Origin of the sequence: Hydrogenophaga crassostreae (genome assembly GCF_001761385.1) — a bacterium.
Taxonomy (GTDB): Bacteria; Pseudomonadota; Gammaproteobacteria; order Burkholderiales; family Burkholderiaceae_C; genus Hydrogenophaga; species Hydrogenophaga crassostreae.
In genome coordinates this window covers 2,158,325-2,170,778 of sequence record NZ_CP017476.1, presented here as the reverse complement: position 1 = coordinate 2,170,778, position 12,454 = coordinate 2,158,325, and the positions used below count along the sequence as shown (strand labels likewise).

Genomic DNA, 12,454 nt, shown 5'->3' with positions numbered 1-12,454 from the left:
AAGTGCACACCGGACTTGTTTTCCGGGGGATGCACAAGGACACCCAGCATCAGATCACACAAGCGCATTTGCTGCGCAGAGGAAACCAGTGAGCAATAGGAAAACCCCCATAACAAATCTCAATGAGTTGCTTGACCTCATGGTCGAGCACGCCATTCAACACATGCACCCATCCGAAAAGAAAAGGGAATCACACTCATGCGAACAGCAGCATATGCCCGCTACTCAACAGACGAGCAACGCGCCACCAGCATCGACGACCAAATCCGCCGCTGCCACGAGGTCGCAAAACGGGAAGGTCTCGAGATTGAACCGACCCTCGTCTTCTCTGACGATGCGGTCAGCGGTTCGGCAAAGGGACGCCACAAGCGACCGAGTTATCAGAGACTGATTGACGGGATTGACGCCGGGGAAATCCGCATTGTTGTCGTCGATGAGTTGTCACGGTTGACCCGTGATGTAGAGGAGAGTGGCCGCCTGATGCGCTACGTCGAAAACGTCGGGCTTCAAATCATTGCGGCTTCAGGGCTTGATACCCGGCAAAAGGGGTGGCAAGCGCCGTTCATGGTGAACATTTTGATGTCGCGTTTGGAGGTGGAAGGTTTGGCACACCGTGCGACCCGCGGCATGCTCGGGCAACTTGAGCGCGGTTACCAAATTGCGCAAGCACCCTACGGATACAGACGAGTAAAGGACCTTGACGCCCGGGGTGAACACATTGGAACGCGGTGGGTCATCGACGAAGAAAAAGCGGCCATCGTTCGCGAAATTTTCAATTGGCGACGCATGGGAAAGAGCGGCTTTGACATGGCCCGCGCTTTGCAAGAGCGAGGCGTACCTGTACCGATGGCCACCAGATGCAAGGGAAAACCAACCTGGCTGCCGGCCACCCTCCATCGGCTTCTAAACAATACGATTTATCGTGGCGTTTTTATCTGGAACGGAAGCTCTTTCACCGAGGCCAAGGCTCGAAAGACTGGCAAGGCCGTGGTGACAATCCCGTTCGAGCGTCCTGAGTGTCGCATCGTCAGTGACGAATTGTGGTGGGCTTGTAACCCGTCAGACAGCAGCACTGCCCCGATTCGTGGGGGTGGGAAACACCTACTCTCAGGGTTGGTGCGGTGCGGGGACTGCCACGCAAAGCTCTCGGTTACTGGATCCAGGGTGAGTCGCACGCTCTATTGCCCACAATGCGACACCCTAGTCCGCGTGGGAGCAAAGGCCACATGGATTGGGTACAGCTCGGTCAACGCAGCCATGCACGCGTTGACGGAGGTGCTTACGCAAGTTTTCACGGGCGAAGTACAAAAACAGTTCCATGAACGTTTGCGTGCCAGGCTTTTGCAAGGCCCCAAAGCCGAGCTGCAAGGTTTGCGGCAGGAAGTGGCAACGCTGGGTCAACGAAAAGCGCGGGTGAAAGCCCTGCTGATGCGCCCCGACTTAGACCCTGCGGACTTTGAGCCCGAGCTGGTCGGCATCAACGACACACTGCGGATGTTGAAAATTCGAATGGAGGCACTCGAAAAGGGACGCCACGGTATCACCGAAGAGACCTTGCAAAACCAGCTTGATGTAGACGCCCTGACGACTTTGCGCGCGGTTTTGAATGGGGGCATGCCTGCGTATCAAGTACGCGCAGTACTCGGTCGGTTGCTGGCGTCCTTTGAGCTCGTAGCCCGACCAAAGAAAGGGCAAAGTGTGTTTCACATTGCACTGCGGCCAGGAAACTACTTGGCGGAGGTGACATCGACGACGGTGCTGGACGACACTCCAGTCGTTTTCGAGGTGACCTCAACCATTGGTGCGAAAAGGCCAGCAGTTTGGTTGGTTCAATCCAAGGTACTGACATGACGAAGAAAGTTGATTCAAAAGGGGGCGTAAGCCCCCTTTTTTTATTCTCCCAACACTTCTGTCACCTCCTGATCAGGAGCGACCACATTTTCATCTCGTTGTGGTCCCAGAACGAGATGAAAGAGGTGTTGCAAACCACAGCGCCTTTAGCGAGCTCGAGCGCGTCGAAGCAAACCCAGCAGAGACCGAGCTGTTGGAAGGTGCCTATACGCAGCACGCACACGCGTTGTGTGCGGTTTACCGAGGACCCCATGTTTACAAAAGAATCCATAGAGCAGGCGCTAGTCGCAGGCAAGTTGTTCCCACTCATCAATGTGGCCATTGCACAAGGGTTACTTCGACCGGGGCGATTGATGTCGCCAACTGAGGTTGTCGAAGTGACCTCCCGCCAAGGCACGTTTCGCCCAGAGCTGAATCGTTGGACGCTCTGCGGAGATTCGCAAGACGACTGGCTCAAAGCAGTTGCCGCAGGCGCACACCTTGAGTCCAGCACGAAAGTGGTGCAGCTACTGGGCGGACAGAAAGTGCTTCGAATAAGCATTCGCTGTGGGAAATGGTTGCATCATTTTGTAGTGCCGCTGGTCGGTGAGTCGACACAAGCGATATTGATGGCAGCCAAGGCCGATGCACTGGCGATTTCCATGGCACAAGAACAAAGCAGCCGAGCCCTCATCGCTTTCACTGACCCAGCGGCCCTGGATTCAGTCGTTCCAGGCACAGTCGACAACATACAGAACTTCGTCATGGACATCAGTCTGCTGTGTCTCGCATTGCTCTGCGACGACAACCTTAAAAAGGAAACACCATCAGTTGAAAAGGTATCCTTAAGCCTCGTCTGCTCCGACGAGCTTGGGCAGCTTGTCGCCCTCGCAGAAGAAGCCCCGCACACGCAGTTCTTTCACTGAGAAGTCTTGATTCATGGGCCGCTGCAGAACTGCAGCGGCCCATTGCCTTCCGATCACATCGACGCCTATCGTTAAGCCAGCTCTCGCTCCAACTGCGCAATGCGAGCCTCCAGCAAACGCACCTCTTCCACCAGCAAGCGGACGGTGCCTCGGATCAGCTCTGGCACATCAGAACCCGGGTCGGCCAGCACCCGGCTGATTGCCTCCAGTGTCCGGGAAAGGCTGACTGCAGCCGGCCAGGTTTGGCGGCCCAATAACAGCCGCCGCCAGAACCTGCCATTCGTCATCCTGCGAGGCGGCCGACCGCTGTACCTTTGGCAGCGGCCACTCAACAGCGATGGGTCGCAGGAGGTGCCGTGCGAGTCCTACCCGCCAAGGCGACCGGCTCTTCGCGACCCACATGAGAAATTCGTCGCGACTCGCTACTGGATAGTTTCGGCGCGCTTCTAACGGCCATGACACCTTTTGAATTTTGCACCACTACCGCACGGACACGGATCATTTCGGCCCAGCTTTTTGATCTTCCCAAGGGGGGCGTTTTCCGGTTGCTTGAGATTCACTGCCCGCGTTGGGTGAGCCATTCGGGCGGCGTCTTCGTAGATTGAGCTGTTTTCTTCCGTTCGCTCTGTTGGTACGCGAACCGAGAACGATTGCGCCTGGTGATAGGTTCCGTCAGAACTAACTGCTGCAACGACGCCCACCATATGAGAACCCTCAACGGCTAACGAAGCTGCACTGGCCTTTTCATTCACCTTTGACCAGTCAATTTGCTGGCCGTGTTGTTGCAGCCAGACAAAGAGCGGCTTTCCGTCCCCAGCCAGAACAAAGTAACGGGCGGGATATTGGTTAAGGGTTTGGCGAAGGTCGAAGAGCATCTTGGCCAGATTCTTCCGGCCATCCTCTCCCAAGTCACGGATCTGGCCCTCCGCCGAAAGCCAACCATGCGCTCGGGTTACGTCAAGAGCATCAAGCAACTTCTGAAGCTCTTCAGGGAAGTTCTGAGTCGGAAACGGCCTGGTCTCCCAGTCTTCACCCTCGAAGGCCTTGTCAACGATGTCGCTCATGCCATCCCAGATAAGCATGTTCAACTTGTCGCCCTTCAGCTGCTCGGCAATCTCCTGATCGAAACGGTTCTTTTTCAGGTACGCGCCCAAGTGATCTAACTCGTCGAAGAGATGAGCCTTACGCATCCCCGCGACGGCCTGCCGTACCTCCATGTAATGGGCGAACTCACCGGGTGTGGGTAAGATCCGCTTGAGTACAAACAGGTCATCAATGGACAGCGAAACGAAGGCATGTCTTCCAAGTAGCGGCTCAACCTGCGGCAGTTCCTTGCAGTACGCTGAAAAGGGCGAGAATGACTCAACCGTCAGCCCAATCGGCACCATCAGACGATAGTCTGAGCGGCGGACACGGCCGCACTCTTCGAATTTGCCGCCCACCAGGCGGTAGAGGCACACTTCATCCGCCGAATTCAAGTAATTGAAAAAGCGCTCACACTGCTTGTACGCTTTAAGCACCAGGTCCTGAACGGATTGGGCGTGGCGGCCGAAATCAAGCGCTGGCGATGCTATGGTGGCGGCCGCACCGGCCTTAGCCTCAACCAAAAACAGCACGTCATCAATCAGGATGAGTGTGTCATTTTCGGACCATTGTTTACTGGTAGGGTCTTTGTAGTAGATCTCCTGGAGAACGGTGGCACCGGGAAGTTGAGCGGCCAAAATGTCGGCGAAGGCAGCTTCGCTCATCGTCTTCTGACGATCTTCAAAGGCCTTCTTGTAGTCCGGTTTCCGCTGAAGCAAGTTGTAGAGAAGAGCACGATACCCCGCATCGCGGGCGAAACACGGATCGACGGCGTAGTAATCTGAACCAAGCTGGATTAGGGGTTTCTTCCGGGCCGGGAGTGTTCGGTAGGGTGTACCCGCAAAATCGCCCGTAGCGAAGAACTCGGTTTCTTCTCCTCGCTGGTAGGCCAAGTCAGCTAGCAGCGTCGGTGGTAGCTTTGTGTGACGGCTCACGTTGGCGATACCGCCCCTAAACATGTCATCCATCGCCAGTCCGGCGGCTTTTGCCTGTTCCGCATTGGCTGCAACCCATGCCTCCATAATCTCGTCCTGAGTCTTGTCCTGCGCCACAGAGAAGGCCTGAGCCGCCTCAAACTGCTTCATCATCTCCATAGTGGCTTCGGCATGCCCAGAACGCGTAGCGTCGGCCATGGCCTGGAAGCCTTCCGCGATAAAGGCGGCACCAACGCCATACACTTCTTTGAGGACATCGTTGTGAGGCGCCAGAACGTAGCGGTAGAACTCGCCTTCCAAAACTTGGTAGCGGTACCCGCGCAACACGACCCATATGGATTTCGCGCGAAATTCAATGTCGGCGGTGTCGGGACCGAAGATTCCATTTTTGGTATCAGCAGACGTAGCCATGGCGAAAAACATAGCCTGCTCTCTCAGTTTGCGGCCAAGTTCAAATAGCTCTGCGCACTTGGCTTCGTCGAATGTCATGTCCGCAGGAGCTGCATCTGACGCGAGAGCTGCGTGCACGTATTCCAGCAAGAACTGAATTTCGTTAATCAGGTCATCCGGGGTGTCCGCTTGGCATTGCTCCTCGGCGCTTTGGTCTGCCATTGCTTTCATCAAGCGCTGTGCGTAGATGTAGCCAAGCAAATCATGCGGAGGAATAGCGACGATCAGGTCGCGCATGCGGGCGGATGTGGCCTCCATGTCTTTCAAAAGGGAAGCAGCGGCTTCTTTCCGTTTTTTATCGTTCATAACTACATATGCCTGATGTTTCTGAATCGGCGAGTCCGCCGAAAGGGGCCGAAGTCGGGAGGTGCCAAATGCCCCCACTTGTTCGTAGAGTCGTAGCTAGCCTTTGAAGCGGCGGCGCGCGGACCTTCAGGGATTGAGATCTCCCGCATCAAGAGCCTGTAGTACGGCGTCGAAAGCCTTATCGCACTCGCTGGCCAGCCACTTGAAGTGAGCGCGCAGTGTCCCGTGGGTGGACCGGGCGAGCCTTTCCTCTTTGTCCTTCTCAGCAACCGAGCTGTGAGCCCTGAGCGTGCTCCGCAGTCCGTGCAGCCTTGACAGCGGCGTGAGCGTGGTCTTGGCCTGGTCCTCGGTCAGACCGGTGGCAACCAGAATCGCGCCCAAAACCCGCAGCGACGCCCAACTGGTCTCCGCCTTTGCACCCTTGTCTTCGAGAACCTTGCGCAGCGGCTTGAGCTGGAACCCTTCGACCACCAACTGGTCAAGGGCCATGATCTCGTTAGCCCACTCAAACGTCGAATCGGTTGCTGGGTAACGGGCGGCATCGAGATGTTCGCGGCTCCGCGGCAGCCACCATGTAGGCGGCGTGTCGTTGAGCTTTCCGATCTTGTATTTCAGTAGGCTGAGCGGGTCGTACTCCGAGCTGAACTCGCCCATGATGTCGTTTTCATACGCGCGCTTCGAGATCGGGCCCTTCGGCCATTCGTTGAACGATTGCCAGTAACGCTGCTCTTCAATTGGCAGGCGTGCGAGATCGCCGACATAAACGTGCACCTGTCCCTCTTCGTTGATTTCGTAGCCCTTGAGATACCAAGCATTGCGGCAGATGATCGTGCGGTCATCGAGGGTGTACTTCTCGGGGTCGGACTTGAAGCGGTGCAGAGCATCCGGCCGGAAGAAGGCCGGCGATATCTCCCACGGAAGGTCTGATTCCTGGAAGTAATTGGAGAGGAACTCGGGAGCGCACGACGTTTCAACCTCGACACCGTTCTTGCGGTCGAAGATCTTGAAAGTGGCGTAGTCACGCTTGGTCGGGTTCGACTCTTCTTTCCACTCGTCGACCAGTTGCTGCAGCGGGATGGCGGAACGGACGATCATCCGGCCGTTCACGTAGCTGGCGTTGGCGATGCCACCGCCGCGATAGAAGAGGTCAGGAGCCCTTCGGTCAATTCGGCCGTGATCGCCCCAGCCGTTGAAGCGGCCCGGGACAAAGCGCGTGAAGTCGAACAGGAACACCAGCGCCATGTCCGCTAGCGTCATGTACGTCGAAAGATCTCTGGCGAGGATTGTTACGGCCGTGAGGCTTTCGCGGCCGTTTCCGATCTCGGCGCGCAGGACACGGATCACGTCTTCGATATCGCCGCGCTCATCGAGCCGGCTGTAGGCATCGCGCTCGGGCAGGAAGTGCAGGCCGAGCGCGTGCACCAGCTTCTGGTTCAACTCGACTGGGCTCTCGCCCTTCTGCACGCCTTCGAACGATCGGCGGAAGATCAGCTTCTCGCCCCCAGAGAGCGACTTGCCCGCGTGCCTCAGCGGCGACTCGAGATAGACCTTGTGTCCTTCACCCCCTCCGTAGCTCTTCTGGATTACCCAGCTCTCGTCAGTCTGGACGAAGCTGTGCATCAGGTCTTCCTGGTCCGCAGGCGTCACCTGCTGAGCGGGCGCGAGCACGCCGTGTATCAGGATGGCAGGGCCACTCGCGTAGATGACGATTTCTTCGCTCTGCGCATTCGCCTTGAGGAACTCGACCGAATCTTCCGCGCCGACGAGCCAGCTCGCGGCTTTGTCAGCTGGAGCCTGTGCGAGGGCCTTTAGCGTTGCCAACTTGAATCGACGAGTCATATGGAAGCAGCCATTGCAGTCAGGAGTACGATGGGATTGCTTGATTTGACAAGATCAAGACAGGCCTGCAACCCTGAAGAGCTCAGTCTTCAGCCAAGAATCCAACGTCGAAACTCTCACAAAGTGGGTCGGCACAGGGTAGGGAGGGTGAACCATCCAGTAGTAGATGTCCCTGCTTACGTAGAGCTCGACATAGCGAGTTTGAACGTTGGCGGGCTTGGGCCATCCGAGTAGCTCCAGCATCCGGGTTCGGTGCTGCTCCAAGAAGGCACCTCTGCGGAGCACCTTCCCAATCTGACCCTTGTCGTCCTCCTTCCGTCCAAAGATTTTGTCGCGAATCCTGCGACCGTCCTTCATTGTGTAGGCTGGCTGGTTGTACTTGCACTCGACCGCTACCAAGAGGTTTTGATCGGGCCAATACGCGAGGACGTCGAAGTCGCCAACATCGTCGAATTTTTCAGCTCGAAACTTCCGGTAGAAGTCGATGCCCCGCGCGACAAACGGGGCATGCCGGCGGAAGATCTCCTCGCTGCGGAACTCCAGCCGCTTTTCAATGCTGGCCTTCACCTGCCGAACAGCGAGTTCGATGTTGGGCCAACCGAAGTCGGCGGGCAGGTAGCCATCACGTGCCGACGACATCCAATTGAACATGCAGCGACTCGCCGCCTCCGCCCCCCAACGCAGCTCATCTCCGATCTGTATCAATGGCCGAATGGCGTATCGGTGAACACGCTTGCTGTGCTCCCAATAGGGCACCTCCACCTCTTGGACGTCCCGATCGGCAAGTCGCAGCAGCCCGGTCTCCGAGAGGGTCAGGAAGGCAACGATGCGCTCTGCCTTCTCCTGTCCAAGGTCCTTGATTTCGGAGGCAAGTTTCTCTGCCAGTTTGTCCGGGCTGGCGCCGTAGGAAAGCGACAGCTCCTTGGCAAGGCCGCGATGCTGAGCTTGGGCAAGCACGGACAGGGACGTGTACAGGTCAGACAAATTGAACCCAAGATCGGTCTCAAAAGCGTTGTTGAAATCGGCTGACTCCAACAGGGCCTCCGACTCTCCCTCGACCGCGTCCCCGCGGTTTTCGCCCAGACCAAGTCGAGTCTTGGCGTACTCACGCGCGAACCGAGTCTCCCGGTCGTTGGAGCCGTCGGAGTAGAAGACCTCTGGGATGAACGAATCGTTGATGGGGACGCCTGCAACATCGATACCGTTATGGAGGACGTCGCTAGCGCCTGCAAGCGTCATGAGCCAGTCAACTTTGCCGACCAGTTCGCACAGGACATTTGGAGTGACTTCGCTGGGTCCAGATACCTGGCAGCTGACGGCCTTCTCCAATAGATATCGATAGTGACGAGCTACAGTTCCGTATTTCCTGCGCGCGTCCTCAATAGCGTCAACTCGGTCGTAGTCCACCTCGTGAGACAGGCTTTGGCGCGCTCTTTCAATCCTGCCTCGCTCAGTTGCCAGAAGCGCATCGTGCTGTTCGATGCAGGCTCGAATCAGCTGCAGGCGGTCAAGCCGAGCGAGCCGTTCCTCAAGGCGAAGTCTGAATTGGGCCCTAGCCAGGTCAATTTTCTCTTTGGCCTCTGACAGCGAGTATCTGCCAGGTGCCAAGCCCAGGTCTCGGATCACTTCAGCGAGTTGCTTGCGAGCCACCTTGTAGTCCGACACTCTTGGAACAATCACCAAGGGGTGTTCCGGAACGTCGACACGTCGAGTGCCAACCCGCAGCGTATATCGGGCCAGCTCACCCGACATTGAAAGGACCGCGGCCTCAAGTCCCTGCGGCAGCGACATATCGAGGGCTTCGTGGCTTTTGAGAATCGTCTCCGCAAGGCACTGCACCTCGAAACTCCCGTCTGTAGCGTCGGTCAAGCCTCGGAGCACAGCACGAACATCGATGTCAAGGTGAACGACTGCAGTGCTGCCGCAGCTTCCTTTGGCGGTAGTTACGACCGGGCCAGCATTTCTAGCCGTTTCAGAGGTACCTTCGTCATCTCCGATGATAGTGCTGGACTCGCTGCGCCTGCAGACAAACAGAACATGGTTCAACTGGAACAGCGGTACAGCAGCCAGCAGCCCACGGCACCTGAAAGTGCAATCAGCGAGGATCTGGATGAAAAGGTCGACCATGCGTCCGTCTTCTCGGGCTAGATCGTCCTTGACCTCGAGCAAGGCTTGGACGGTGCAATTGCCGACGAGAGTGGAGTAGGCGATGACCTTCCGGCCGCGCGAGCTCATCTCGATGACGCCCTCGGTCCCTTCGCTCAATCGCCAAGCAGATGTGCTATCGGGAAAGGTGCGAGGAGCCATCGACCAGAACTCAGCGAGCGCCTTGAACCTCCATGAGGTTCCCCAACTCGGGTCGAGGCTGATCATCGTGGGCTCGATGGCGCCATCAACCAACACCTCGTCGGCGTCTTTGAATGCAGCGAATAGATCGGCAGGGCCGGTGGAAAAGAGATTCAGGGCCGACCGCTGTTGATCGCAAAAATCCCAATAGCGCTCCAGATCCTTCAGATTCTCGAGGCTGTCGAATATTGTGATGAGATCCGCAAGCGCCAGAACTCGTAACGGCTTGTCAGGAACGTTGAGAAACCCGACGGAAGTGGCCGCTAGAGTAGGCGCGAGGATGATGTGGAGCTCATCGGCTGAAGGGCCATTGATGCCGTCTTCTGAAAGCAGAACCTCTGGACCTCCAACGATCTTGAAGCGAATGTTCTTTGCCTTCCGTGCCTTGGCAAGAACAGCGGCTGCGAGCGCCGACTGCTTGTCGAACTGTTCATGATCGCAAGCGCAAACAAGATACACACCTGTCGCCGCGGAGGTCACGCTGCTGATGAGAAACTCTCTGCAAACCTCGCTGTCGAGAGTCAACATCAATGGTCCTGGTAGCGTGCCGTCAAAGCGCTCGAAGACAAACAGGCTCAACCTCTGGTGTACCTGTGAGCTAACCGAGACTCTTTTCTTTGCCCAGTGATCGACGACGGTTCCCGGAGCACTTCGTAAAGCTATTGGGTACCAGGTCCCAGTAACGTTGACGCCCAAGAAGGGAACAGCCTCGCCAGTGGATGCTGCGTTGCCGAACGAGTCCCACGTCAGCGGCGCCTTGTAGCCACCGACCACCCCATCGAGAGAGGGTACTGCACGCTGGCGCCAGACAGTGCTCTGGTGACCGATGTTCTGCAGCAAGCCCTTACACGAGAGCCAGAAATCTTCTGGGGGAAGCTCTATGTGCCCACTGTCCGCATCGACGACAAGGGACTGTGCTAGGTGAGGAATGGCTTCAATGATTTGTGCCTGCAGTGTGACGACCAAGTCCATCTGAGCCAGGGCGTCGGGCACATCAGCGTAGGTGATTCGAAAAGCCTCAATGAAGTCCGGCACTCGCTCGATACTACTGCCGTAGAAGACCGGTACAAATCGGCCGCCGAGGTCTACCTTGGTCTGCCCCCAATCCGCCTCAGGAGAGAAATCTTCAAGCGTAGGAAAGTGAGGCCAGATTACATAAAGAGCCTCGACGAACCGTTGGAAGTCGGCATAGCTTTCGATTCTTCTACCGCCTCGGCCTTCGAGCGGCGTGTCCAAGAATACGCACCAGGCGAACGCATGTTTGACGTGACTGCCTGCATTCGCCGGCCAGAGCTCGGACACGCCAATCGCAAGCGCTACGTCTGCGGCGTCGTACTGGCGGAGGAGGGCGCGGGTCTGCCTCACTTGGACAAGGAAGGCGTCTTTCAGCTGTTGGCTTTCGCCAAACTGGTCGTGCCAGCTCATCTTCTGGCGGAGTAGAAAATCAGGAGCTCCTTTACTTTCAGCAAGTCGGCGCTCTCTCTTCTCTCTCGACTTTTTTCCCAAGAGACCTCCCTGGTGTTCTTGAAGACTCAACTGCTGGCGAGTTCTCGCCCCATCCTTGAACTAATTCAAGCCTGACATCTGGAAGCAGGTCAAACCTCCTCGACCACGTCGGTGCCTGGGCTGCTGCCAGTTTCATGCTCCACCTAAATACGGTATCTTTGAACCCGGCAGAAGCCCAAGTTTCCAACTTTTCTCATTGAGGTACCTTTTCTACCTGCAATGCATACGAGAGGTGCCCCTTAACTTTGTCCAGGTCAGCAGGTTGTATTTTTTCAGCGGCGAAAAGGTGTCGATAGGCTCTTATCCGGTTGCGGTACCCCTTCGTTAAGCGAGGAGTCACGCCATGAACCAACAAGCCATGTACTTTCAATCTCTTGGGTAGTTCCACCAAGCTCTCTTTTTCAGGGGCGATCTCCCAGCCATGATCAACCAAGCAGGCGCACACTCGATCCTGCAGAAGAGGCGGCACGATCCCCTGTCCAGAGAACACAAGGTCATCGGCGTAACGCGTGTACCTGACCCCTTCTTCGGTCGCAATCTGCACTAATGCTTTGTCGGTGTTGGCAAAGACCAAATTGGACAAAACAGGACTTGCAGGTGATCCTTGAGGCAGCGCCTGATTCAACGTGCAAAGAGTAGCAATAAACGAAGCGCTGTTGATTGAGTACCCGAGTTCAACCAAAGCGCTCTCAACGCGATCAATTTTGACGCTTGGAAAAAAGTCGCGCAGGTCAAGTGAGTACACCCATCTCGCCTCACTGTGCCTACGAGCGGCTTCGATCACACCATTGCGTCCAGGTACGAACCCGAAGACGCAGTCATCCAATTTGACCGAATGAGACAAATGCGTCCCGATCCATGATTGCAACAACTTCAACGCCACTTTGGGTGCACTGATCCTGCGATCCTTCTTCCCCTTGCGAATCGTGAACTCTCGGTAGTACTTCCCCGGATTCAACGAAATTGCACGGATAAACGGAATGCTCAAACCGAACAGGGTGGCAACTACTCCGACGGAAAGTGCTGGCGGCAAGCCGCGTTCCACAAGCGGCTGCATCACCTGTTGAATACCCTCGCGAAAGCGCTCAGGCATGGCCTCAAGCGCTTCGTCCAAAGAAGCGAAAGAGACAAATAGAGGTGGTGGTGGCGCCTTCACCGGAAGAGCAAGGCTGAGTAGCCTTCGTAAATGAAGCCTGCCGAAAGGCGGGTGATTCGAAGGAGCGCCCGCCTTTC

Annotated in this window: 7 protein-coding genes; 2 read left to right on the top strand and 5 right to left on the bottom strand. The window is 56.6% G+C overall.

What is annotated here, in order from left to right; all coding sequences use genetic code 11:
- Positions 1 to 198: 198 nt before the first annotated feature.
- Together LPB072_RS10090 and LPB072_RS10085 are read left to right on the top strand one after the other, a co-directional pair.
- Positions 199 to 1,851, top strand: a complete 1,653-nt coding sequence (locus tag LPB072_RS10090; RefSeq protein ID WP_066088054.1) for a recombinase family protein — start codon at positions 199 to 201, stop codon at positions 1,849 to 1,851.
- A 251-nt stretch (positions 1,852 to 2,102) separates the two neighbouring features.
- Positions 2,103 to 2,756: a hypothetical protein gene (locus LPB072_RS10085; RefSeq protein WP_157559274.1), complete on the top strand. Its 654-nt coding sequence runs from the start codon at positions 2,103 to 2,105 to the stop codon at positions 2,754 to 2,756.
- Between the two features lie 71 nt (positions 2,757 to 2,827).
- Here LPB072_RS10085 and LPB072_RS23420 read toward each other — a convergent pair whose 3' ends face one another.
- The 5 genes from LPB072_RS23420 to LPB072_RS10065 form a co-directional block, all read right to left on the bottom strand.
- Positions 2,828 to 3,010: a hypothetical protein gene (locus LPB072_RS23420; RefSeq protein ID WP_082876816.1), complete on the bottom strand. Its 183-nt coding sequence runs from the start codon at positions 3,008 to 3,010 to the stop codon at positions 2,828 to 2,830.
- Positions 3,011 to 3,202: 192 nt separating this feature from the next.
- Positions 3,203 to 5,530, bottom strand: a complete 2,328-nt coding sequence (locus tag LPB072_RS10080) for a YecA family protein (protein ID WP_066088059.1) — start codon at positions 5,528 to 5,530, stop codon at positions 3,203 to 3,205.
- A 126-nt stretch (positions 5,531 to 5,656) separates the two neighbouring features.
- Positions 5,657 to 7,369 carry a hypothetical protein gene (locus tag LPB072_RS10075; protein ID WP_066088066.1) on the bottom strand — a complete coding sequence of 571 codons (1,713 nt, stop codon included), beginning with the start codon at positions 7,367 to 7,369 and terminating at the stop codon, positions 5,657 to 5,659.
- Positions 7,370 to 7,423: 54 nt separating this feature from the next.
- Positions 7,424 to 11,221, bottom strand: a complete 3,798-nt coding sequence (locus tag LPB072_RS10070) for a hypothetical protein (protein ID WP_066088352.1) — start codon at positions 11,219 to 11,221, stop codon at positions 7,424 to 7,426.
- 193 nt (positions 11,222 to 11,414) lie between these two features.
- Complete coding sequence (locus tag LPB072_RS10065) at positions 11,415 to 12,335, bottom strand: reverse transcriptase family protein (RefSeq protein WP_066088069.1); 921 nt, start codon at positions 12,333 to 12,335, stop codon at positions 11,415 to 11,417.
- Between the last annotated feature and the right edge of the window lie 119 nt (positions 12,336 to 12,454).